The sequence below is a fragment of the Allobosea sp. AAP35 genome (assembly GCF_001295925.1).
Classification (GTDB): Bacteria; Pseudomonadota; Alphaproteobacteria; order Rhizobiales; family Beijerinckiaceae; genus Allobosea.
Map to the genome: position 1 here is coordinate 55937 of NZ_LJHQ01000024.1, position 22484 is coordinate 78420.

Annotated in this window: 21 protein-coding genes; 16 read left to right on the forward strand and 5 right to left on the reverse strand. The window is 66.1% G+C overall.

The features are described 5' to 3' along the window. Positions 1–34: 34 nt before the first annotated feature. The 4 genes from IP69_RS10155 to IP69_RS10170 all read right to left on the reverse strand — a co-directional run bounded on the left by IP69_RS10155 (position 35) and on the right by IP69_RS10170 (position 4037). Positions 35–1354, reverse strand: a complete 1320-nt coding sequence (locus tag IP69_RS10155; protein WP_054142711.1) for a TRAP transporter large permease — start codon at positions 1352–1354, stop codon at positions 35–37. After that, positions 1351–1827, reverse strand: a complete 477-nt coding sequence (locus IP69_RS10160; protein WP_229473996.1) for a TRAP transporter small permease — start codon at positions 1825–1827, stop codon at positions 1351–1353. The genes IP69_RS10155 and IP69_RS10160 overlap by 4 nt, the downstream gene beginning before the upstream one ends. 117 nt (positions 1828–1944) lie before the next feature. Further along, complete coding sequence (locus IP69_RS10165; protein WP_054142713.1) at positions 1945–2937, reverse strand: TRAP transporter substrate-binding protein; 993 nt, start codon at positions 2935–2937, stop codon at positions 1945–1947. Positions 2938–3059: 122 nt separating this feature from the next. Beyond that, positions 3060–4037, reverse strand: a complete 978-nt coding sequence (locus tag IP69_RS10170; RefSeq protein ID WP_054142714.1) for a succinylglutamate desuccinylase/aspartoacylase family protein — start codon at positions 4035–4037, stop codon at positions 3060–3062. 103 nt (positions 4038–4140) lie between these two features. On the opposite strand from IP69_RS10170, the gene IP69_RS10175 reads away from it, so the two are divergent. The 7 genes from IP69_RS10175 (at position 4141) to IP69_RS10205 (ending at position 10850) form a co-directional block, all read left to right on the forward strand. Then, entirely contained in the window at positions 4141–5181 is a 1041-nt protein-coding gene (locus IP69_RS10175; RefSeq protein WP_054142715.1) for an amino acid ABC transporter substrate-binding protein, read from the forward strand. Positions 5182–5354: 173 nt separating this feature from the next. Continuing rightward, positions 5355–6554, forward strand: a complete 1200-nt coding sequence (locus IP69_RS10180; protein ID WP_082359205.1) for an ABC transporter permease subunit — start codon at positions 5355–5357, stop codon at positions 6552–6554. Positions 6555–6557: 3 nt separating this feature from the next. Further along, positions 6558–7931: an amino acid ABC transporter permease gene (locus IP69_RS10185; protein ID WP_054142716.1), complete on the forward strand. Its 1374-nt coding sequence runs from the start codon at positions 6558–6560 to the stop codon at positions 7929–7931. Beyond that, positions 7928–8677: an amino acid ABC transporter ATP-binding protein gene (locus tag IP69_RS10190; RefSeq protein ID WP_054142717.1), complete on the forward strand. Its 750-nt coding sequence runs from the start codon at positions 7928–7930 to the stop codon at positions 8675–8677. Before IP69_RS10185 ends, IP69_RS10190 begins: the two co-directional genes overlap by 4 nt. A 283-nt stretch (positions 8678–8960) precedes the next feature. Next, entirely contained in the window at positions 8961–9494 is a 534-nt protein-coding gene (locus IP69_RS10195) for a hypothetical protein (protein WP_054142718.1), read from the forward strand. Beyond that, positions 9475–10149, forward strand: coding sequence for a ferric reductase-like transmembrane domain-containing protein (locus IP69_RS10200; protein WP_054142719.1), 675 nt, complete (start codon positions 9475–9477; stop codon positions 10147–10149). The genes IP69_RS10195 and IP69_RS10200 overlap by 20 nt, the downstream gene beginning before the upstream one ends. A 125-nt stretch (positions 10150–10274) precedes the next feature. After that, the gene (locus tag IP69_RS10205; protein WP_054142720.1) at positions 10275–10850 is read left to right on the forward strand and encodes a TIGR00730 family Rossman fold protein; all 576 of its coding nucleotides are present in this window, start codon (positions 10275–10277) and stop codon (positions 10848–10850) included. Here IP69_RS10205 and IP69_RS10210 read toward each other — a convergent pair. Beyond that, positions 10828–11751, reverse strand: a complete 924-nt coding sequence (locus tag IP69_RS10210) for a LysR substrate-binding domain-containing protein (protein WP_054142721.1) — start codon at positions 11749–11751, stop codon at positions 10828–10830. The genes IP69_RS10205 and IP69_RS10210 overlap by 23 nt on opposite strands. Before the next feature lie 141 nt (positions 11752–11892). Here IP69_RS10210 and IP69_RS10215 point away from each other — a divergent pair, with 141 nt between their 5' ends. From IP69_RS10215 to pyrC, 9 genes are all read left to right on the forward strand, one after another. After that, positions 11893–12945, forward strand: a complete 1053-nt coding sequence (locus IP69_RS10215; RefSeq protein WP_054142722.1) for an ABC transporter substrate-binding protein — start codon at positions 11893–11895, stop codon at positions 12943–12945. A gap of 175 nt (positions 12946–13120) precedes the next feature. Beyond that, positions 13121–13915: an SDR family NAD(P)-dependent oxidoreductase gene (locus IP69_RS10220; protein ID WP_054142723.1), complete on the forward strand. Its 795-nt coding sequence runs from the start codon at positions 13121–13123 to the stop codon at positions 13913–13915. Between the two features lie 8 nt (positions 13916–13923). After that, positions 13924–15378 carry a dihydroorotase family protein gene (locus IP69_RS10225; protein WP_054142724.1) on the forward strand — a complete coding sequence of 485 codons (1455 nt, stop codon included), beginning with the start codon at positions 13924–13926 and terminating at the stop codon, positions 15376–15378. Further along, the gene (locus IP69_RS10230; RefSeq protein WP_054142725.1) at positions 15375–16244 is read left to right on the forward strand and encodes an ABC transporter ATP-binding protein; all 870 of its coding nucleotides are present in this window, start codon (positions 15375–15377) and stop codon (positions 16242–16244) included. The genes IP69_RS10225 and IP69_RS10230 overlap by 4 nt, the downstream gene beginning before the upstream one ends. A gap of 187 nt (positions 16245–16431) precedes the next feature. Beyond that, on the forward strand, positions 16432–17214 hold the full coding sequence (locus IP69_RS10235; protein ID WP_054142726.1) for an ABC transporter permease: 783 nt from the start codon (positions 16432–16434) through the stop codon (positions 17212–17214). Between the two features lie 34 nt (positions 17215–17248). Beyond that, on the forward strand, positions 17249–18292 hold the full coding sequence (locus IP69_RS10240; RefSeq protein WP_082359206.1) for an ABC transporter substrate-binding protein: 1044 nt from the start codon (positions 17249–17251) through the stop codon (positions 18290–18292). Positions 18293–18405: 113 nt separating this feature from the next. Next, positions 18406–19452 (forward strand): ornithine cyclodeaminase family protein, encoded by a 1047-nt coding sequence (locus tag IP69_RS10245; protein WP_054142727.1) that lies wholly within the window; start codon positions 18406–18408, stop codon positions 19450–19452. Then, positions 19449–20897 carry an amidohydrolase family protein gene (locus IP69_RS10250; protein ID WP_054142728.1) on the forward strand — a complete coding sequence of 483 codons (1449 nt, stop codon included), beginning with the start codon at positions 19449–19451 and terminating at the stop codon, positions 20895–20897. The genes IP69_RS10245 and IP69_RS10250 overlap by 4 nt, the downstream gene beginning before the upstream one ends. Further along, complete coding sequence (gene pyrC, locus IP69_RS10255; RefSeq protein ID WP_054142729.1) at positions 20894–22249, forward strand: dihydroorotase; 1356 nt, start codon at positions 20894–20896, stop codon at positions 22247–22249. Before IP69_RS10250 ends, pyrC begins: the two co-directional genes overlap by 4 nt. Positions 22250–22484: the final 235 nt, after the last annotated feature.

Below are 22484 nucleotides of genomic sequence, written 5' to 3' on the forward strand. Positions count from 1 at the left end.
GCAAGCCCGGCGACGGCCCGCACCGCCGCAAGGATCAGTTCAGGAACTCCGGCGAGATCAGGCTCGGCAAGAACAGCGAGACCTTGGGCCACATGATGATCAGGCCGAGGACGACGAACATCGGGATCAGCATGATCAGCGTGTCCCGGATCGCCGAGCGCATGCTGATGCCCGCGACCGAGCAGGCGATCATCAGGCACAGGCCGTAGGGCGGCGTCACCAATCCGAAGGCGAGGCTGACGATGCCGATCATGGCGAAATGGACCGGGTCCATCATCACCGTGCTCGCCAAAGGCGCCAGGATCGGCCCCACGATGATGATTGCCGGGATCGCATCCAGGAAACAGCCGACGAGCAGGAAGACCCCTGAGATAAAGAAGCCGGTCTCGTAGAAGCCCATCCCCCAGGCCGAGACGCCGGTCAGGATCGCCTGCGGCATCTTGTAATAGGCCATCAGCCAGCCGAAGGCCGACGCCGTGCCGACGCAAAACAGCGTCACGCCGGCAAGCTTGCCGGTGTCGAGCAGGGCCGCATAGAGCCCCTTGGCATCCATCTCGCGATAGACGATGAGCGACAGGAAGGCTGCGTAGACCACCGCGATCGCGGCTGATTCCGTCGCGGTGAACCAGCCGAAGACCTTGCCGCCGATGATGATGCCGGGTGTCAAAAGCGCCAGGAAGGAATGCTCGACCGCCTTGAACACCTGCCGGAGGGAGGAGCGCGGATAGGTCGGGTAGCCGCGCCTGACCGCATAGGCATGGACCGTTGCCATCTGCGCCACGCCGATCAGGATGCCGGGAATGACGCCCGCCAGGAACAGCGCGCCGATCGATGTCGTCAGGATACCGCCCCAGACGATCATCAGGATCGAGGGCGGGATGATCACCGCCAGCACGGCCGAGACGGCGGTGATCGCCACCGAGAAGCTGTCGTCATAGCCTTCCCGGCGCTGCGCCTCGATGAAGATCTTGGATTGGCTGGCGGCGTCCGCCGTCGAGGAGCCGGAGATGCCGGCGAAGAAGAACGACAAAACCACGTTGATCTGGGCGAGGCCGCCGGGGAAATGCCCGACCAGCGCCCGCGAAAGGCTCATCAGCCGGTTCGTCACCCCGCCGACATTCATCAGATTGGCCGTCAGCAGGAAGAACGGCACGGCCAGCAGGATGAAGGAGTTGAACGCGTTGAACGTCTCGCTCATCAGCGTCATCGAATCGAGCCGCGGCTCGATGATCAGGATCGGCAGACAGGCCAGCGCCAGTGCGAAGGCCACGGGAATGCGCAGGAAGAGGCCGAGGAAGAAGCAGCCGAAGAGGATGAAGGCAGCCTGCCCCGAGGAGAGAACGCTGCCGGTCATGAGCTGATGGTCTTTCCGAAGAGGACGCGAAGATCATCGACGAACTGCTCGCCGAGGAAGATGACCCAGCTCACCCCGGCGATCGGCCAGGCGATATGGATTAGCCAGAGCGGCAGTTCGGCCAGCTCCGAGGTCCGGTTCCAGGCGAACTGGGTGAATTCGATGCCGCCATAAACGAAGACGATCGCGATCGTCAGCACGCCGAGCTTGGCGACGATGCGCATGAAGGCATCGCCCCGTGCGCCCAGCCTCGGCAGCAGGTCGACATCGAAATGAGCCGCGTCGCGCACGCCGATGATCGTGCCGATCATCACGGTCCAGATGAACAGGAAGCGGGCCAGTTCCTCCGTCCAGATATAGGAGGGGATCAGGTTGGAGTAGCGCGAAACGATCTGCAGCATGACAGGCACCACCAGGATGCCGACGGAGAAGACCACGACGAATGACAGCAATCGCGAATAGGCAGCGGTCATGCGTCGCCACAGGCTGGGCCTGTCAGACAAGGAAGCATTCATGAAGGGATCCCGCGCGTAACAGCAGCTTCCGGGCGCTTTCGCGCCCGGAACTGATGGATTCAAAGGATGACGGGCTCAGACGCCGGCGATGGCGGTCTGGATGCCGCTGGCGTCGATTTCCTTCGCATAGGTCTGCATGATCGGCTCGGCGAGCTTCTGCATGGTGGGCCGGTCCTCGAAGGGAATCCGCTTCAGCCGGCCTGCCGCCTCGAGCCTGACGAGGATTTCCGCATCGCCGCTCGATTCGATCTTGCGCTCGTAATCGGCTGCTTCCTTGCCGGCCTGGATCACCGCCTCCTGCAGATCCTTGGGCAGGGTCGCCATGGTCTTCATCGAGAAGCAGATCGGCCGGACGGAGACCGCGTGCTGCGTCATCAGGATATTGGGCGCGACCTCGAAGAACTTCATCTGCTCGATGCCGGCCGCCTCGTTCTCGGCCGCCGAGATGACGTTGTTCTGGATGGCGTTGTAGATCTCGTTATAGGCGATGACCGTCGGCGACATGCCGATGGCCGCGAAGCTGCGCGACCAGATCGGAGCGCCCTGGACGCGCACCTTCAGGCCCTTGATCTCGGCAACGCTCTTCAGCGCCTTGTTGGCGAAGAGGTTGCGCACACCGCCGCCGCCAAAGCCGATCAGCCGCACGCCGGCCTTCTTCTCGATCTCGTCGGCGATCGGGTTCAGCAGGCCCTTGTTCACCACCGCTTCCATATGGGCGAAATCCCGGAAGACGAAGGGCGCGTCGATGAAGGGCGCGGCCTTGGAGAAGGTCGACATATGGGCGGGTGAAACCACCGCGTAATCGACGTTCTTCCCCTGCGCCATGTACTCGAAATACTGCTTTTCGAGCCCGAGCGACGAATCCTTGTGCAGGGTGAAGTTGACCGGCTTGTTGTAGAGCGCCTTCACACGCTCCTCGAATTTGAGGAGCCCCTGCGTGAAGGGGTGCGCGTCGTTGAACTGCACGGCACCGACCAGCGTCGGCACTGTCTGGGCCCGCCCGATGGCGGGGGCGGCAATGGTGGCGGCGACCGCACCGATGCCCTTGAGCAAATCTCTGCGTTCCATGGACGATTCCTATCCCTTGACGCTCCTCTGATGGGAGCTGTCATCAGAATGTCAGACGGAATCCGGTTTGGCCATCGTCATGACCGAAAGAAAGCAGGGCAGCATCCGGCAAAACGGCCTGGTCAACCCTCGACCCGGCGGGGGCTCACCTCGCCGAGATAGATGATCGCCTCGCCGGGCTTGGGCGTCTTGTTGGGAAAGATGGCAAAGCCGTCGCGCGGAGCCAGCACCACTGCGCCATCGGCCCGGCGCGCGATCGGCAGGCCGGCCGCGATGGCGTCCCCGGTCTTCCAGTCGCCCTCGATCTGGTCGCCCTCCGCCTCGCATATCACCAGATCGCACATGTGGATCACCTTCGGCCGCGTGCGCGCCGGGGCGGGGGCATCGATGAGGCCCAGATGCGCCAGCGCCTTGTGGATGGCGGCATAGCCAACGTCGATCGAGGCTGGATCGTCATGCTGACCGCATTCGAGCGTGACGCCGTAGCCCCCGGCAAAGCGCATGTACTCCGTCGTGCCGAAGCCTTCGGTGACCGCCAGCCGGGCAAGCCCCAGCCGCTCGCGCGCCGCGATCAGCCGGACATAGATGTCGAGCCAGCCATGGATCAGCATGCCGGTGCCGAGGCTGGCGGCGAAGGACGCTTCCGCGCCGGCATGGCGAAACGCCTCGAGCTCGCCGGTGTTGTCCTCCGGGCCGAAGAAGACGAAGGGCTCGCCCTCGCCCCTGAAGGAATGCACGTCCAGCAGGACGTCATGCCGGCGCAGCAATGCGCAGAGACGGTTGCCGATCCGGTCCTCGTTATCGCCGGGCTGCGGCCGTTCGCGCATGTCGCGGTTGAGGTTGCGGTCGCCCTCGCGGGTGTTCTGCCGGCGGGCCTTGGGGTTGGCGACCGGAACGAAGGTGACCTCACCCCGCAGCACGCTCAGCGCGCCCTTGCGGCAATCGGCGATGACCCGGTTGATCGCAGCCGGCCCGCAGCCCTCATTGCCATGCACGGCGCCGAGCACGATCAGCTTCGGCCCTGCCTTCAGCCCGTGAAAACAGACGCTTTCCAGCGGTCCGAGATCGAGCGCACCGGCTTGGAAGGACGAGTCGTGCATGGGGTGTCCGGATGGTTGGAGATGAGCTGCGGCATAGTTCTTGCTGTGAAAACTGCCGAGGCAAAGCGGCAGATATCACGTCAGATCTGGGGAGATAAGACCGATGCGCGTGTCAAATATCAAAAAAAACCTGATGATTTTTGCGTTTTCAGCCTGTGCTGCCGGTTGGGCCAGTCAGGCCTCGGCCCAGGCCACGCTGGCTCAGGTCAAGGCCAGGGGACATGTCAACTGCCAGGTCGGGCTGCCCACACCGGGCTTCTATGCGCTCGCCTCCGACGGCACCTGGTCGGGCATGGATGTCGATATGTGCCGTGGCGTCGCGGCCGCGATCTTCGACGATCCCAAGAAGGTGCAGTACCAGTCGGTCACCTCGGCTGTGCGCTTCACCTCGCTCGCCAATGGCGAGTCGGACATGCTCTCGCGGACCACGACCTGGACGGCAGTGCGCGACACGCAGCTCGGTCTCGAATTCGCCGGCGTCAATTTCTATGACGGCCAGGGCTTCGTGGTGCCCAAATCCTCCAACATCAAATCGGCCAAGGAGCTCAACGGCGCCACCGTCTGCGTGCTGACCGGCACCACGACGGAGCTCAATCTTGCCGATTATTTCCGCTCTACCGGCATGACCTTCAAGCCGGTGACGAACGAAAACGTCAATGTCCTGGTCGAGACCTATCTCGGCGGCGGCTGCGATGCCTACACCAACGACAAATCCGGCCTTGCGGCCCGCCGTTCCGCCTTCCCCAAGCCCGACGAGCACATGATTCTGCCTGAGACGATCTCAAAGGAGCCGCTCGGCCCCGTCGTCCGTCATGGCGACAACAACTGGGGCGACATCGTGCGCTGGGTGCTGTTCGGCATGATCGAGGCCGAGGAACTCGGCGTCACCTCCGCCAATGTCGACGAGATGCTGAAGTCGTCCAACCCCAACATCAAGCGCCTGCTCGGCACCGAGGGCAATGTCGGCGAGGGCATGGGCCTGCCCAAGGACTTCATGGTGCGCGTGCTCAAGCATGTCGGCAACTATGCCGAGACCTATGAGCGCAATGTCGGCGCCAAGACCCCCGTCAACATCCCGCGCGACGGCTCGCTGAATGCGCTCTGGAACAAGGGCGGCATCCTCTATCCGATGCCGTTCCGGTGAGCCCGGCCACCGGCCGGCTGCGCTTGCCCTGATGCGTCGCTCCCATCCCGGCCAGGCCAGGCCGGGCCGGGAGCGACGCCCTTCGCGATCGCCGCCGCCACCGCCTGTCATCGTTCCGGCCGACGGCTGCCAAAGGCCGTCGGTGGCTGCATGATACCAATGGCGAGGTCACCATGGCCCTACTCGACAGTCCGGCCCCGGCAGGCTCAGGCGCGCGCCTGATGGCGGTTCTCAACAACGCCACCGTCCGATCGGTGGTCTATCAGGCGCTGACGCTCGCCTGCGTGGTGCTGCTGTTCTGGTACCTGATCAGCAACACGATCGAGAACATGTCGCAGCGTGGCATGTCGGCGGGGTTCGATTTTCTGGGCGTCTCCGCCGGTTTCGGGATCGGCTTCACGCTGATCCCCTATCGCGAAGGCGACACCTATCTGCGCGTCTTCATGGTCGGCATCGCCAACACCATGCTGGTTGCCGTCGTCGCGATCGTACTGTCGACGGTGCTGGGGCTGATCGTCGGGCTGGCACGGCTGTCCAACAACTGGGTCATCCGCAACGTCGCGCGCTGGTATATCGAGGTGCTGCGCAACACCCCGCTGCTGCTCCAGATCATCGCCTGGTATTTCGGCGTCTTCACACTGCTGCCGAGGCCCCGCGACAGCATCGGCTGGGTCGACTCGATCTTCCTGAACAATCGCGGTCTCTATCTTCCCGCGCCCGTGATCGCGGATGGCTTCGGCACCGTGCTCGCCGCCGCGGTGCTGGGCCTGGCCGGCGCATTCGCCTGGGCGCGCTTTGCCCGCAAGGAGCGCGAGAACAGCGGCCGGATCAGGCCGGTCGTGCTGCCGGTCCTGGCGCTGCTCGTCCTGCCGCCGCTGCTCGCCACCCTGCTGGCGGGGGCCCCAGTGTCCTGGGACATGCCGCAACTGCGCGGCTTCAATTTCGTCGGCGGCCTCAACATCCCGCCCTCCTTCTGCGCGCTGATCATCGCGCTGTCGATCTACACCTCCTGCTTCATCGGCGAGAACGTCCGTTCCGGCGTGCAATCGGTGAGCCGCGGCCAGACCGAGGCCGCGCGCGCGCTCGGCGTGCCGCCGGGCCGGACGATGCGGTCGATCATCCTGCCGCAGGCGCTGCGGGTGATCATCCCGCCCCTGATCAGCCAGTATCTCAACGTCACCAAGAACTCGTCCCTGGCCATCGCGATCGGTTTTCCCGATCTGGTCAGCGTCTGGATGAACACCTCGCTCAACCAGTCCGGTCGCGCCATCCCCATCGTGGCGATGACGATGGGGTTTTACTGCCTGGTCAGCCTGGCGGTGTCGCTGGCGATGAACCGCTACAACCGCTCCATCCTGATCAGGGAGCGCTGAGCCATGGATGAGGTCCTCAGCCGCGATTCCGCCGCCGTAGAACAGCTGCCGGCGGAGATCTTCAAGCCCAAACCGGCCCGCGCCGCGCCGCCCAGCACGCTCGGCGTCCAGGGCTGGGTCCGACAGAACATGTTTTCCAGCATCCCCAATGCGCTGGTCACCGTGCTGGGCATCTGGATCGTCTACGCCTTTTTCGACACGATCCTGACCTGGGCGGTCGGCAATGCCGTCTGGGAGGCCGAAAACCGGCGCCAATGCCTGGATCTGGTCGGCCGCTCCGGTGCCTGCTGGCCCGGCGTGATCGCCTGGATCCCCAATCTGATCTACGGGCTCTACCCCAAGGATCAGGTCTGGCGCATCAATCTCGCAGGGGTGATCCTCCTGCTCTGGGCGTTGCCACTCTGGTTGCCCCGCGTCCAGTCGAAGGTTCAGATCGGCCTGTCGCTGGTGCTGCTGTTTCCGCTGCTGGCGTCCTATCTCTTCCTCGGCGGGGAGAAGGGCGTGATCTGGAGCGCGCTGATCGCGCTCGGGCTCGCCGGCTTCCTCTGGACGCTGCTGACGGCGGCGACCGAAACCATCAGCGGCCTGAGCTTCGGCCGCTATGCGGTGGCGGCAATCGGTTTTGGCGGCGACAATGATCCGGCCCGGCGCAACGGACAGATCGCGGCGCTGCTGGCGCTCTATGTGGTGGCGCTCATCGCCGTGCAGGCGATGTCGCTGTCTTTCGTCGCGACCCGCGCCTGGGGTGGGCTTTTTCTGACGCTGGTGATCTCGGGCATCGGAATCGCCTTCTCGCTGCCGGCCGGCATCGTGCTGGCACTCGGGCGGCGCTCGCGGATGCCGCTGATCAGCATGCTGTCGACGACCTTCATCGAGCTGTTCCGCTCGGTGCCGCTGATCACCATCCTGTTCACCTTCAACACCATGCTGCCGCTATTCTTGCCCGTCGGTGTCGAGGTCAACCAGTTGTTGCGGGCGATCGTCGCCGTCTGCCTGTTCTCGTCGGCCTATATGGCGGAGGTCATTCGCGGCGGGTTGCAGGCGATTCCGCGCGGTCAGTACGAGGCGGCCTCCGCGATGGGCCTCGGCTTCTGGCAGTCGACCGGCCTCGTGATCATGCCGCAGGCCCTGAAGATCATGATCCCGACCATCGTCGGCAACTTCATCGGCCTGTTCAAGGACACCACACTGGTCTCCATCGTCGGCCTGTTCGACCTGCTGAGCATGTCGCGCGCGGTCGGTGAGGACACACGCTGGCTCGGGCTGTTCCTGGAGCCGTTCTTCTTCATCACGATGATCTACTTCGTGGTCTGTTTCACCATGTCGCAATACAGCCTCAACCTCGAACAGCGCCTCTCGGCGGGAGAGCGCCGATGACGGACGCTGTCCGAGGGGAACCGCCCGTCGAGATGATCGGCGTGAACAAATGGTTCGGCGCCTTCCATGTGCTCAAGGATATCGACCTGCGGGTGCGCGAGGGCGAGCGCATCGTCGTCTGCGGCCCCTCGGGCTCGGGCAAATCGACGATGATCCGCTGCATCAACCAGCTGGAGCGGCATCAGGAGGGCACGATCCGCGTCCATGGCCGCGCCTATGGCCGCGATCTGCGCGAGAACGACGCGATCCGTCGCGAGATCGGCATGGTGTTTCAGTCGTTCAACCTGTTCCCGCATCTCTCTGTTTTGGACAACTGCACCTTCGCCCTGACATGGGTCAAGCATCTGCCTAAAAAAGAGGCTGAAGACCGCGCCATGGAGATGCTGACGCGCGTGCGGATCCCGGAGCAGGCGGGAAAGTACCCGCTGCAGCTCTCCGGCGGCCAGCAACAGCGGGTCGCCATCGCCCGCGCGCTCTGCGCCCAGCCCAAGATCATGCTGTTCGACGAGCCGACGTCGTCGCTTGATCCGGAGATGATCAACGAGGTGCTGGATGCGATGGTGGAGCTTGCCGAGAGCGGCATGACCATGATCGTCGTGACCCATGAAATGGGCTTCGCCCGCAAGGTCGCCGACCGGGTGATCTTCATGGACCAGGGCGAAATCGTCGAGGAGGCTCCGCCGGCGCAGTTCTTCGACGCCCCCCGTTTCGACAGGACACGGCTGTTTCTCAGCCAGGTTCTCTAGGGACCGGTCCCTGTATCCGGCAAGGAGAGACGGCACCACCGTCGGCGCCAACGACCTCTATCGAATTGCGGTTTCAGATCAGATGCTTGGATTCTGTGTTCACGCGATCCACAGGAAGCGATGACACGAAGGTGATCGGTCGGTTCAGTGTGATGTCTCCCCGTTTACTGGACGCGGCCAACGGCGCTCCCTAGCTTTGACCTTGAACTTAGGGCCCGCAGATCGCTCGCCACAGGCACCAGCGCAAAACTGCCGCCCCCAAATCCAGCGCGACGGAGCGACCATGCACAAGACCATCATTGCCGTTGATCGCAGAACGATGCTGACCGGGCTGTCGGCGCTGGCGCTTGCGGGCGCGCTACCACGGCTCGTCGTCCCCGCCGCCGCGCAGACGCCGCCGCGGGGCCCGGTACCGGCAACCGAGACGATGCGCGGGGGGGCGAACAATTACGTCGCCAATGCTCCGATCGTCCGCAATCTCGGCACCGGCTTTGTCGCTTCGGGCCTGGTCAGGCGCGCCGGCGACGGCGCACCGCTGCCGAACGTCCGGGTGCAGATCTGGGCCGCCACCGAACGCGGCGGAGAACGCGAGCCGAGCAACCGCGGCAGTGTCATGACCGGGCCGGATGGCCGCTATCGCCTCGACATCTCGCCGATCGTCCCGCAATTCGGACAGCCTCATATCCACATTGCCTATGACGACGCTGATTATGCGACGTTGTTCCTGCGGCCGGTCCTGAACAGCCGCCACGACGCCGGCATCACGGCTGATTTTGTCCTTGCGCCTGCCGTGTCGAATGAAGCGCGCCGGAGTTGATGGGCGTCTGCGCGTCACGATCTGGCTTCTCATCGCGCTTGTCGCGGTCGTTCCGATCGCGGCCGCCGCTGCCAGCCCGCTCTTGCGTGGGCGGGAGTGGCTTTGGATCGCGGGCGGCATGGCGGGCGTGGTCGCGCTCAGCCTGCTGTTCGTGCAACCGCTCCTGATGGCAGCAGCGCCGCCGCTGACGGCCGTCAGGGACAGGATCGCCTGGCACCGCTGGGGCGCCATCGCGATCGTCGCGCTGGTCGCGCTGCATATCGGCGCGCTCTACGCTTACAGCCCTGACGATGTCACGGACATCCTGCTCCTGGCGGCGCCGACATCGTTCTCCGTCTACGGCGTGATCGGCATGTGGTGCCTGATCCTGACGGTGGCGCTGACATCGACGCGGCGCCTGCTGCGGCTCGGCTACAAGCCTTGGCGGATCGTCCATAGCGTTCTGGCGGTCGCGCTGGCCGGGTCCAGCGTCGTTCACGCGATCCAGATCGAGGGGGCGATGGAAGACTATTCCAAGCTGGCGATCTGCCTCGCAACCCTGGCGGCAACAACGGCGGCTGTGCTCGAAATCAACCTGTTTGTGCCTATGCGCCAAAGGAAATTGAGAAACGCCAAAGCCGAGCGTGGCACGAGACCCGCGACCTCGGCGATGTAACGAACCCTCGGTATCGCCCGACCTTGGCCCGGACTCGTAATTCGGGCCGAACTTGCAATTCGGGCCGGACTTGCGATTTGGGGCAAACTTGCAATTTGGGAACAGCAGAGGTTTCTGGCGCCATCATGCGCAATCTCTCATCCATCGCCCTGTTCTGCGGCTCCAACACCGGCCTCGGCGACACCTATACGCTCGCCGCGCAAGCGCTGGGCAGCGAGATCGGCCGACGCGGCATCACGCTGGTCTATGGCGGCACGCATAAGGGCCTGATGGGCGTCGTGGCGGATGCGGTCCTGGCCGCCGGCGGCCGGGCGCATGGCATCATCACCCAGCGCCTCGCAGGGCTGGGCCATCTGCATTCCAGCCTGACCGTGTCCGAGATCGTGCCCACGCTGCGCCAGCGCAAGGAGCGGATGGCGGCGCTCGCCGATGCCTTCATCGCGATGCCCGGCGGCATCGGCACGCTCGAGGAGTTCATGGAGGCCTGGACCATGAACCAGCTCGGCGAGCTCGACAAACCGGCCGGGCTCTACGACGTCGCCAGCTATTATCAGCCCTTCATGGGCTTCATCGATCACATGATCGCACAAGGCTTTCTGCCGCCGGCCCATCGCGAGGGCATCGTGGTCTCGCCCGAACCCGCCGCCCTGCTGGACGGTCTGGCGCGGTTCGCGCGCGTCACCGTTCCGAAATGGCTCTAGACCGGCCTGTCTCCAGCCGCGCGGCAAGCTGCTCGGCGAATTTCGCCGCAGCCACGGGCAGCGGCCGGCCGTGGAGCTGTCCCATGGCGAAGCGGGCCGGCTGAATGTCGCGCTCGTCGATGGCGCGCGAAATCAGCCCGTCGCGATGCTTCAGACTGGCGGGAGCACCGATCTCGATCTGGAAGGTGATCGCGTCCTCCAGCCGGACATAGTTGCGCAGGAACTCGAAGGAGTTCGATTCGATCACCGGAACGAGCTTGAACGAGCTCCGGGCGACGGCCTGGTCAAGCAGCTGGCGCCCGCCATAGCTGCGGTCGGGCAGTGCCAGCGGATAGTCGCTGCATTCCCGCAGGCGGATGCTGCCCTCCCGCGCGAGCGGATGTTCCTGGCGCATGATGGCGACGAGGCGCTGTTCGGCGGAGGCGATGATCTGGAAGCCGATGCTGGTGTCGAGCCGGAAGATCAGGGCCAGATCGACCTCGTAACCCGCCAGCGCCCGCAGCGCCTCGCCATGGCTGGCGACGCGCACGTCGAATTCGACGAGCGGAAAGGTGCGGCGATAGGAGGCGATCTCGACCGGCAGAAAGTCATGCGCCAGCGCATGGCTGCAGGCGATTGCGACCGTGCCGCGCCGGAAGCCGGAGAGATCCTCGATCTGCGAGCGCACCCGGCCCATATCGGCAAGTTGGCTGCGGATGTGCCGGATCAGCAATTCGCCGGCGGCGTTCAGCCTGACCCCGCGCGGCAGCCGCTCGAAGATCCGGGTGCCGAGTTCCTCCTCGACGTCCTGCACGCGACGGTTGAGCGCCGAGGCCGTGATGTTGAGGCGTTCGGCCGCCTTGCGGATCGAGCCGGTGCGCGCGACCTCGTCGATATAGGTGAGCAAGCGCAGATGCCTCATGGCGCGTCTCTCATGGCGCGAGCTCCCGACCGCTGCGTTTTTCGAACCGTTCCTGCACGAAGTCAGCACAAGACGGCACCGGTCAAGCGCCTTTAGGATTTTCCCATGGCAGCGGCACGGGGCCGCGATGGGAGAGCGCAGATGACGCATGCGATCAGCAGACGCCGTTTCACCCTGGCGGCAGGCACCACGGCGCTCGTCTCGTCCCTCCCGCGCCCGGCCCTGGCGCAGACGCCGACCCGCCTGAAGATGATCCTGAACTGGCGCTATCAGGGGCCGCAGGGCTGGTTCTTCCTGGCCGACGACCGTGGCTATTTCCGTGAGGAAGGCCTCGAGATCGTCATGGACCAGGGCAACGGCTCGGGCGCGGCGGTCGGTGCGGTCGCGTCGGGCTCCTACGACATCGGCTTTGGCGACATCAACGCGCTGATCCAGCTCGCGGCCCGGGCCCAGCCCGGCGCGGCGACGCCGCTCGCGATCGCCGCACTCTACAACCGCCCGCCCTTCACCATCGCGGTCAAGGCCGACGGGCCGATCAAGACGCCGAAGGATCTGGAAGGCCGCACGCTCGGCGGCCCGGCCAATGACGGTGCGCTCAAGCTCTTCCCGGCCTTCGCCAAGCTCGCCGGCATCGACGCCGCGAAGGTCAACATCACCAATATGCAGCCGAACTTGCGTGAGCAGATGCTCCAGCGCGGCCAGGTCGACGGCGTCTTCGGCTTCGTCAACACCATCGCCTTCTCGGCCAAGCTCGTCGGCATCGACCCGGCCAAGGACTTCCGCTTCATCAATTTCGGCGATTACGGCATGGACCTCTATTCCAACGCCATCATCGCCTCGCGCAAGCTCGCGACCGACAACCCCAATGCGCTGAAAGGTCTGCTGCGCGCGATCAACCGCGGCCTCAAGGACACGCTGAAGGACAACGACGCCGCGATCGAAGCCGTCGCCAAGCGCGAGCCGCTGATCAACAAGGTCGTCGAGAAGGAGCGTCTGGTCGCGACGTTGGCCTCGGAAATGAGCCATCCCGAGGTGGCGACCATCGGCATCGGCGACATCGACGACGCGCGCTTCAAGAAATCGATCGCCATCGTCGTCGAGGCCGACAGCCTGCCGCGCGTGCCCGCACCCGACGAGGTCTTCAGCCGCGCCTTCCTGCCGCCCCTGGCCGAGCGCGTCACCAAGCTGGGGTGAAGCCCATCTTCCTCCCCCTCCAGCCCTCATCCTGGGGAGGCCCGAAGTCCGCGTCTCGAAGGATGCTCCAGCCAGCTACTGACGCATCTGGAGCATCCTTCGAGACGGCCCTGCGGGCCTCCTCAGGATGAGGGCTGAGGGCGGCCTACGCGAAGACAAGAACAAGAGATTGACGATGGATCTGAACCTCACCGGCCGCGTCGCGGTCATCACCGGCCCGGCCAAGGGCATGGGCGCCGCCGTCACCCGGGCTTTTGCCACTGAGGGCTGCAAGCTCGCCTTGATCGGCCGCGACACGGCCGCGATCGAGCCCGTCGCCGCGGAGGTTCGTGCGAACGGGGCGCAGGCCATCGTGATTGCCTGCGACATCACCAGGGGCGTCGACTGCGAAGCCGCCATCTCACAAACGCTGTCGGCCTTCGGCGGGCGCATCGACATCCTCGTCAACGTCGCCGGCGGTTCGGGGCCGATCGGCAAGACAGGCTGGGAGACCACGGAGGAGGAGTTCGACGAGATCGTCGATCTCAACATGCGCGGCTGCTTCAACACGATGCGCGCCTGCCTGCCGACGATGATCGGGCAAAAGGGCGGCAAGATCGTCAATGTCGGCGGCACCTTCGGCATGCGCGGCCGGGCCGGGCGGATGGCCTATTCGGCCTCGAAATGGGGTCTGCGCGGCATCACCAAGAGCTTCGCGCTCGAGGCCGGCCCCTTCGGCATCAACGTCAACTGCGTCGCGCCCGGCATGGTCGACGGGCCGCGCTTCCGCGGCAAGGTCGTCCCTGAAATGGCGAGGCGCCTCGGCATTTCGGAAGACGCGGCTTTCGAGAAGCACGCCGCCGACTACGCGCTGAAGCGCGTCTCGACCGATGAGGACGTGGCCAATGCCTGCCTCTTCCTCGCCTCCGACGTCTCCCGCCAGATCACCGGCGTCGACCTGCCGGTCGATGGCGGCTGGGCCATGCTGTGAGCGCCCCGATGAGCGAGACGCCCTTCATCGCCGATCTCGTCCTCACAGGCGGCACGATCGTCACCGGCAAGACGCGCTATCGCGCCGATGTCGCCATCAAGGACGGGTTGATCGCGCTGATCGGCGAGCCGGCCGCGATGCCGGCCGCTCACGAAACCGTCGATGTCTCCGGCCAGTTCCTGCTGCCCGGCGCCATCGACGTCCATGTCCATTTCCGCGAGCCCGGCTACACCCATAAGGAGGACTGGCGCACGGGCAGCGCGGCGGCCGCGATGGGCGGCACCACCACCGTCTTCGAGATGCCCAACACCAACCCGCCGACGCGCTCGGTCAAGGAACTGCGCCAGAAGCAGGAGGCGGCCGCCAAGGCCCATGTCGATTACGGCATTTACGGCCTGCTGGCGGAGGACAATATCGACGAGCTCCAGGGCCTGATCGAGGGCGGCGTCAACGCCTTCAAATGCTTCATGGGCAACACCTTCGGCAATCTGCCCTCGCCCTCGACCGGGGCGATGCTGGAGGGCTTCGAGATCATCGCGCCCTCGGGCCTGCGGATCTCGCTGCATGCCGAGACGGCCTCGATCATGGCCTGGCGCCAGCAGCGCCTGATGGAGGCCGGCCGCAACGACCCGCTTGCCCATATCGCGGCGCGCCCGGCCATCGTCGCCGCGGAAGCCGTCAGCCGCGCGGCGGAGCTGGCGGAATGGACCGGCGCGCGCATCCATATCCTGCACATCTCCTCGGCCGCCGAACTGCGCCCGCTTGCCGAAGCCAAGGCGCGCGGCGTCGAGATCACCGGCGAGACCTGCCCCTGCTATCTCCTGCTCGACTCACGCGATTATGCCCGGCTCGGCTCGATCATCCGCGTCAACCCGCCGGTGCGCGAGGCCTCGGATTCGGAAGCCATCTGGGGGGCGCTGCAGTCCGGCGTCGTCGACATGATTGCGACCGATCACGCCCCGCACAGCGTCGAGGAGAAGACAAAGACGGTGATCTGGGAGGCCGATTGCGGCTTCCCCGGCGTCGAGACGCAGATGCCGCTGATGCTGAACGAGGTCTCGAAGGGCCGCATGACGCTGGAGCATTACGTCATGATCTCGGCCGAGAACCCGGCGAAGTCCTTCGGGCTCTGGCCGCACAAGGGCCGCATCGAGGCCGGCGCCCATGCCGACATCGCCGTCGTCGACATGGCCCGCACCGAGACAATTCGCGCGGAGAACCTGCACTCGCGTGGCAAGATCACGCCTTTCGAGGGCGTCAGCGTCACCGGCATTCCGGTCCACACGTTGGTGCGCGGCCGCTTCGTCCAGCGCGACCGCAAGCTCGTGCCTGAGACCAGCGGCTGGGGCCGGCAGGTCACGTCGATCCAGGCGATGCCGAAACCCAGCATTCGCAACGCCGACCAGACCCTGGCCGCCTGTTTGCAGGCGCCTGCCATCACCGCGGAGGGAGCCGGGCCGTGAACGCAGCCGTCACCGATATCGGGCTGGGCACCGCGACGCCCGCGCCGACCTTCATCGAATTCCAGGACGCCTCGATCACCTATGGCCGTGGCGCCAAGGCAGTCCAGGCGCTGGCGCCGACCTCGCTCAAGATCGGGGAGGGTGAATTCGTCGCGCTCGTCGGCCCGTCGGGCTGCGGCAAGTCGACGATCCTGAAGATGGTCGGCGAGTTGCTGGCCCCCTCGACTGGCCATGTCTTCGTCGCCGGCCGCGAGATCGGCGCGACGCCAATCCGCATCGGCATGGCCTATCAGAACCCGACTTTGCTGCCCTGGCTCAACATCCGCGACAACGTCATGCTGCCGCTGAAGATCGTGCCGCCCTTCCGGCAGGGTTATCGCGCCAAGCGCAAGACCGAGTATCGCGACCGCGTCGAGGCCCTGCTCGATCAGGTCGGTCTCGGCGGCTTCGGCGACAAATACCCCTGGCAGCTTTCGGGCGGCATGATGCAGCGCGCCAATCTCTGCCGCGCCTTGATCCACGACCCCGACCTCCTGCTGCTGGACGAGCCTTTCGGCGCGCTCGACCAGTTCACCCGCGAGGAACTCTGGGCGATCATGCAGGATCTCTGGCTCTCCAAGAAGCTGACCGTGCTTCTGGTCACGCATGATCTCAAGGAAGCCGCCTATCTCGCCGACCGCATCTGCGTGATGAGCGCGCGGCCCGGCCGCATTCTCGACGATTCACCCGTCGCGATCGCCCGCCCGCGCACCATCGACATGACCTTCGAGCCCGACTTCGTCGCACTGAACCAGCGCCTGCGGGCGATGATCGTCGGCGCGCGCGGCGGCACCGGCATCGTCAGCCACCCCCCGAAACCGGTCTGAGGAGCGATCAGATGCAGCCCTCGCCACACCCTCGTCGTCATCCCGGACAAGCCGCGCAGCGGCGCAGGTCCGGGATACATCATAAGGCACCGTCGTGCCCTACGATGGATTCCGGGTCTGCGCTTCGCTTGCCCGGAATGACGCGGTGTTTCCGAGCCTCTTTGCCAATCGTGGAAGGAGGCATCTGATGGAACGCCTTGGCGAAATCATCCGCGAAAAGGGTGCCTCGACCGCGCTCATCATCGGCGTCTTCGTGTTCTGGGAGCTGTTTTGCCTGATGGCGGGCATCTCCGACATCCTGCTGCCGCGCCCAACGCAGATCATCCAGGCGCTGATCCAGTACTGGCCTGCGATCTGGCCGCACACCTGGCAGACGCTCTACACCACGCTGGTCGGCTTCAGCATCGGGGTCGCGATCGGCCTGCTGCTGGGCATCCTGATCGGCTCGTCCAAGCTCGCCTACGACACCGCCTATCCCCTGCTGGTCGGCTTTTCCTCGATCCCCAAGGTCGCGGTCGTGCCAATCTTCGTGCTCTGGTACGGCGCGGGCACCGTGCCGGCGATCCTCACCGCCATGATCATCTGCATCTTTCCGATCGTGGTGAACGTCGCGACCGGCATCGCCACCGTCGAGCCCGAGCTCGAGGATGTCATGAAGACGCTCAAGGCGTCGAAATGGGACATCCTCTGGAATGTCAGCCTGCCGCGCGCGATGCCCTATTTCTTCGCCGCGCTGAAGGTCGCGATCACGCTCGCCTTCGTCGGCTCGGTCGTCGCCGAGACCGTCGCCTCCAACCGGGGCATCGGCAACATGATGATGATCGCATCATCCAGCTTCAACGTGCCGCTCGTCTTCGCCGGGCTCTTCGTCCTCGCCGGCCTGGGTGTCGCCCTCTACGTCCTGTTCTCGCTGATCGAACGGCGCGTCACCGGCTGGGCCCACCGCAAGACCGATCTCGCCTCCGCCTGACCTTTCCGCCAAACCCCTCTCGAAGGAGCCCGCCATGCGCCGTCATTTCCTGAAAGCCACCCTTGCTGCTGCCGTCACGGCCACGCTCGGCTTCGCCGCGCCCGCTCTGGCGCAGGCCCCGACCAAGATCCGCTTCACGCTCGATTGGAAGTACCAGGGCGTCCACTCCTGGTATTTCTACGCCAAGGAGAAGGGCTATTTCGCCGCCGAGGGGCTCGATGTCACCATCGACCAGGGCGATGGCTCGGCCGCGACCGTGACGCGCATCATGGGCGGCGCCTATGACGCCGGCTTCGGCGACATGAACGCCATCATCCAGCAGTCCGTGAACAAGCCGGGCGAGCAGCCGGTGATGGTCTACATGATCTACAACAAGGCGCCCTTCGCGATCATTCACAAGGCCGACGGCCCGATCAAGACGCTGAAGGACCTCGAGGGCCGCAAGCTGACCTCGCCCGCCGGCTCGGCCACGCACCGGCTGTTCCCGATCTTCGCCAAGCTCAACGGCATCGACGCCAGCAAGGTCGAGGTCGTCAACATCGCGCCTTCCGTCCAGGAGATGATGATGGTGCAAGGCCAGGTCGATGGCGGCTTCGTCTTCACCGTGACCTCCTACATGAACCTGATCGGGATGAAGCAGAACCCCGACAAGGACTACAAGTTCATCATGTATTCCGACCATGGCATCGAGTCCTACTCGAACGGCGTGATGGTTTCGCAGAAGCTGATCAAGGACAATCCCAAGGCCGTCGCCGGCCTCGTCCGGGCGATCAACAAGGCGATGCTCGAACTCGCCGCCAACCCTGCCGAGGGCGGCAAGGTCATGAACCGGGTCGAGCCCACGGTGAACGCCGATATCGAGGCCCAGCGCATCGCCTTCACCTACAAGGCCCACATGTACACTCCCGAGACCCAGAAGCTCGGCGCCGGCGACGTGTCGGACTCGCGCATGACCAAGGCGATCGCGCAGATCGCCGAGGCTTTCGAGCTGAAGAGCACGCCGAAGGTCGAGGACGTCTTCAACCGCTCCTTCCTGCCGCCGCAGACCGAACGGACGATGCCGGCTCCCAAGAACTGAGCCCGCGATCCGAGCCTGCACTCCGCCCAGGCCGGGCGCGCTGTCTTGGCGCGCCCGGCATCAACAGCCTCTCGCGCGGCTCCTCGCGCATCTTCGGGAGCGGACCGTCTAACATGATCGTGCTGAGCGAGGCCGATATCCGCGCCCTGATCCGCCCGGCCGAGGCCGTGGCCTTGGCGATGGAGGCCTTCCGGCTGACGGCTGCGGGCCCCGCCATGGCGCTGCGCGGAGATCTGCGGGCCGAAGAGCCGCGCCGGGGCTGCCTGCTGCTGGCCGGCAGCGCCGGCCCCGACAGCCTCTCGATCAAGACCAATGTCCATGCCCAGCCCGAGGATTCCGATGCGCCGCGCCATTGGGCGAGCCTGCTGACGCTGTGGGACTGGCAGCGTGCGCAACCGCGCGCGCTGATCTCCGCCGGGCTCTTCAACGAACACCGCACCGCGGCGGGTTTCGCCGCCGGGCTCGACCGGCTCGCCGCGCCCGACGCCACCACGGCCGCGATCTTCGGGGCCGGCCGCAGCGCCCCGCTCGCGGCCCTCTATCTCATGATCGTGCGGCCATCCCTGAAGCGCCTGTATCTGGTCGGCCGCTCATCGCAGCGGCTGGCGGCCCTGGTCGCCACGCTGTCGCGGGAACCGGCGCTCGCTGGCGTCGAGCTAGTGTCCTCCGCGACACCAGCCGAGGCCGTCGCCGACAGCCAGATCGTCATCACCGTCACCACCTCCGAGACGCCGGTCTTTCCGGGAAAGGCCGCGCGCCCCGGCGCCTGCATCGTGCTGGGCGGGGCTAATCGGGCGACGGCGCGCGAGGCCGACGACGATCTGATCCGCCGGGCCGACATCTATCTCGACGCCCGCGCGGATGCCTTCGCAAAGGCGGGCGATCTCGTTCAAGCGAAGGTCTCCGGCGCGCTCGACCCCGCCCGCATCCGCGCCGAGATCGGAACCCTTGTCGATGGCCCGCTCCCGCTGAGCCCGGGCGCCGATCTGACGCTCTTCAAATCGATGGGCCTGCCGCTCCAGGACGTTCTGCTGGCGCAGGCTCTGGTGGCGCGCGCGCAGGCCGGAAGCATCGGCACGCCGATCGATCTGCGCGGTGCGCCAGAGCTGCTGGGTGTCCCGGACCTGCAGGGTGCGCCAGAGCTGCAGGGTTCGCCATGAGCGAGACGTCGATCCTGATTCGTGGCGTGCGGATTCTTGCCGGCGCGCAGGCGGCGGCGACGCCGACCGGCGACATCCTGATCCGCGACAACCGGATCGTGGCGGTGGGCGAGGTGCCGCCGCAGCCGCCGGGTTCGATCGACCGCGAGATCGACGGGCGCGGCCTGCTCGCGGCGCCCGGCCTCGTCAACGCGCATATGCATTCGCAGTCATCGACCATGTCGGGCTTCGCAGACGGGCTGAGCCACCCGGCCTTCATGTGGCTGACACAGGCCCATACTTCGCGACGCACGCCGCAGGAGATCCGGCTCGCCGTGCTGCTCTCGGCGGTGCAGATGCTGACCACGGGGACGACGGCGCTGATCGACCATTTCCCTGGCCAGCGCTTCAGCACCGCCGACATGGACGCCGTGCTGGCCGCCTGGGAAGAGACGGGCCTGCGCGCGACGCTTGCCATGCGCTTCTTCGACGGCGTCTTCGCCGACATCCTGCCGGCCGGGATCGATGTCCCCGCCTCGGTGACAGACCTTGTCAGCGGCTCGGGCCTGCTCGCGCCGCACCCGCTGGCGCAGCTGCAGGAGCAGATGCCCGATCTGGTGGCGCGCTGGCACGGGCGTGGCGGACGGATCGCTGTCTGTCCCGCCCCCTCCAACCCCGACCGCTGCAGCGACGAGGCCCTGGTCTTCTGCGCCGAACTCGCGCAGCGGCACGATCTCGCCCTCCACACCCATCTTTTGGAGACCCAGGCCCAGGCCCGCATCGCGCGGCAACGCTATGGCGAAAGCACGCTGGCCCATCTTGAGCGCCTCGGCATCCTCTCCGAGCGCTGGTCCTGCGCCCATTCAATCTGGCTCGAGGACGACGATATCGCCCTCATGGCGCGGCGCGGTGCGATTGCGGTCCACAACCCCGAGAGCAATGCGCGAATCGGAACGGGGCGCATGCGGACTCCCGAGATGCTGGCGGCGGGCGTGCCGATCGCACTCGGCACCGACGGCTCCGGGGCCAACGACAACCTCGTCATGCAAGAGGCGATGCGTGGCGCCGCCCTGCTGCACCGCTCGGACCTGCCCGACAGGCGGCACTGGGTCAGCGCGCGCGATGCCCTGCGCATGGCGACGCTGGAGGGTGCGCGCGCGATCAGGCTGGCGGGCCAACTGGGCGAGATCGCACCGGGCCAGCTCGCCGACATCGTGCTCTACCGGCTCGACGCGCCCTGGTGGCGCCCGCTCAACGACGCCGCCTCGCAGCTCGTCTTCGCCGAAACCGGAGCCGCCGTGACGACCGCGATCGTCGATGGCCGCGTGGTGCTCGACCAGGGACGCATCACGACCTTCGACGCGCAGGCCGCTCTGGCCGAGATCGAGGGCATGGAGGCGAGCCTGCGCCTGCGCAATGCCGATCTGTTTGCCGCCGCCGATGCCATTGCGAGGGCCGTCCGATGAGCACGATGGTCGATCTTGTCATCCGCGATGCGCTGCTGGTGACCCCCGAGGCCAGCCGCCCTGGCGCGGTCGCGGTCGATGGCGGCCGCATCGTGGCGATCGGGCGCAGCGACGCGATGCCGGCGGCGCGGCGGGTGATCGATATCGGCGGCCGGCCGCTCATCCCCGGCGCGCTCGACGTCCACACCCATGTCCGCGAGCCCGGCTTCTCCCACAAGGAGACCTGGGCGACGGCCACCGCGGCCGCAGCCGTCGGCGGCGTCACCACGATCTTCGACATGCCCAACACCAACCCGCCGACGGGCAATGCCGCAGCGGTGCGCGAGAAGATCGCGATCGCGGCGCGCCAGGCCCATGTCGATTTCGGCGTCTACGGCTATGTCGGCGAGACCAATATCGGCGATTTGCGGTCGATGGCGGACGCCGGCGCCAGCGCCTTCAAGCTCTTTCTCGGCAGCGACAACCCGCTGGTGCCCTGCCCGAATGACGGCGCCGTGCTCGACGCAATGGCGCAGATCCGGCAGACCGGCCTGCGCTGCACCGTCCATGCCGAGAACACGCCGATCCTGAACTGGCGCGGCGCGCAGATGAAGGCGGCCGGCCGCGACGATCTCTCAGCCCATCTCGCCCAGCATGCCGACATCGCGACCGTCGAGGCGGTGCAGCGCATCGCCCTGTTTTCCGAATGGACGGGCTGCAAGATCCACATCGCCCATGAGAATTGCCGCCACGCGGTCCCGGTGATCGCCGCTGCCAAGCGGCGCGGCGTCGACATCACCGCCGAGACCTGCCCGCATTATCTCCTGCTGAGCATGGACGACGCCGAGCAGGCGGGGGGAAATGCGCTGCGGGTCAAGCCGCCGGTGCGCGAGGCCGGCCATGCGGATGCCTTGTGGGCGGCCTTGCTCGACGGCACGATCGACATGATCTCGACCGACCATGCCCCGCATCCGGCGCAGGAAAAGCACCGCGCCTCGATCTGGGAGACGTCGCCGGGCTTTCCCGGCGTCGAGACCTCAATGCGCCTGATGCTGACGGAGGTCGCCGCGGGGCGGCTGACCCTGCGGCATTACGTCAAACTGGCCTGCGAAGCGCCGGCGCGGGCCTTCGGCCTGTGGCCCCGCAAGGGCGCGCTGGTCGTCGGCGCTGATGCCGATCTCGTCGTGCTGGACCTCAATCACCGCGAGACCGTGCGCGGCGGGCAGTTTCAGTCGCTTGGCAAGGTCACGCCATTCGAGGGGCGCGAGACGATCGGGCGCGCCTCACAGACATTCGTGCGCGGGACGCTGGTGATGGATAATGGCGGCCTGGCGGGCGCGCCCGGTGTCGGACGGCCGCTGCAGCGGCCGTAGGGTCTGGCGTGGCGAAACGACAGTCTCTGGTTGTCCCAATGGTGCCCGGGCGGCGGATCGAGCCTCCGTTCCGGTCTGTTCGTCATATGACCGATGCCAGAGCCGTCAGCTCCCGCGGTGAGGCACGGCGGCTGCGGGTCGCAACCGATTTCCCGCCTCATGCCGCAGCGTTCCTCGCCGCGTCGGCGGCGCCTGTCCCGCAATATCAGTTGCGCGTGACTCGCTCCTGGGCACC

What these genes read in the sequence shown, in the direction of transcription:
- IP69_RS10210 (WP_054142721.1), bottom strand. Translation starts at nt 11,751, where the DNA reads ATGAGGCATCTGCGCTTGCTCACCTATATCGACGAGGTCGCGCGCACC.
- IP69_RS10180 (WP_082359205.1), top strand. Translation starts at nt 5,355, where the DNA reads ATGGCCCTACTCGACAGTCCGGCCCCGGCAGGCTCAGGCGCGCGCCTG.
- IP69_RS10245 (WP_054142727.1), top strand. Translation starts at nt 18,406, where the DNA reads ATGATCGTGCTGAGCGAGGCCGATATCCGCGCCCTGATCCGCCCGGCC.
- IP69_RS10225 (WP_054142724.1), top strand. Translation starts at nt 13,924, where the DNA reads ATGAGCGAGACGCCCTTCATCGCCGATCTCGTCCTCACAGGCGGCACG.
- IP69_RS10170 (WP_054142714.1), bottom strand. Translation starts at nt 4,037, where the DNA reads ATGCACGACTCGTCCTTCCAAGCCGGTGCGCTCGATCTCGGACCGCTG.
- IP69_RS10155 (WP_054142711.1), bottom strand. Translation starts at nt 1,354, where the DNA reads ATGACCGGCAGCGTTCTCTCCTCGGGGCAGGCTGCCTTCATCCTCTTC.
- pyrC (WP_054142729.1), top strand. Translation starts at nt 20,894, where the DNA reads ATGAGCACGATGGTCGATCTTGTCATCCGCGATGCGCTGCTGGTGACC.
- IP69_RS10240 (WP_082359206.1), top strand. Translation starts at nt 17,249, where the DNA reads ATGCGCCGTCATTTCCTGAAAGCCACCCTTGCTGCTGCCGTCACGGCC.
- IP69_RS10175 (WP_054142715.1), top strand. Translation starts at nt 4,141, where the DNA reads ATGCGCGTGTCAAATATCAAAAAAAACCTGATGATTTTTGCGTTTTCA.
- IP69_RS10235 (WP_054142726.1), top strand. Translation starts at nt 16,432, where the DNA reads ATGGAACGCCTTGGCGAAATCATCCGCGAAAAGGGTGCCTCGACCGCG.
- IP69_RS10195 (WP_054142718.1), top strand. Translation starts at nt 8,961, where the DNA reads ATGCACAAGACCATCATTGCCGTTGATCGCAGAACGATGCTGACCGGG.
- IP69_RS10220 (WP_054142723.1), top strand. Translation starts at nt 13,121, where the DNA reads ATGGATCTGAACCTCACCGGCCGCGTCGCGGTCATCACCGGCCCGGCC.
- IP69_RS10215 (WP_054142722.1), top strand. Translation starts at nt 11,893, where the DNA reads ATGACGCATGCGATCAGCAGACGCCGTTTCACCCTGGCGGCAGGCACC.
- IP69_RS10185 (WP_054142716.1), top strand. Translation starts at nt 6,558, where the DNA reads ATGGATGAGGTCCTCAGCCGCGATTCCGCCGCCGTAGAACAGCTGCCG.
- IP69_RS10205 (WP_054142720.1), top strand. Translation starts at nt 10,275, where the DNA reads ATGCGCAATCTCTCATCCATCGCCCTGTTCTGCGGCTCCAACACCGGC.
- IP69_RS10165 (WP_054142713.1), bottom strand. Translation starts at nt 2,937, where the DNA reads ATGGAACGCAGAGATTTGCTCAAGGGCATCGGTGCGGTCGCCGCCACC.
- IP69_RS10250 (WP_054142728.1), top strand. Translation starts at nt 19,449, where the DNA reads ATGAGCGAGACGTCGATCCTGATTCGTGGCGTGCGGATTCTTGCCGGC.
- IP69_RS10200 (WP_054142719.1), top strand. Translation starts at nt 9,475, where the DNA reads ATGAAGCGCGCCGGAGTTGATGGGCGTCTGCGCGTCACGATCTGGCTT.
- IP69_RS10160 (WP_229473996.1), bottom strand. Translation starts at nt 1,827, where the DNA reads ATGACCGCTGCCTATTCGCGATTGCTGTCATTCGTCGTGGTCTTCTCC.
- IP69_RS10190 (WP_054142717.1), top strand. Translation starts at nt 7,928, where the DNA reads ATGACGGACGCTGTCCGAGGGGAACCGCCCGTCGAGATGATCGGCGTG.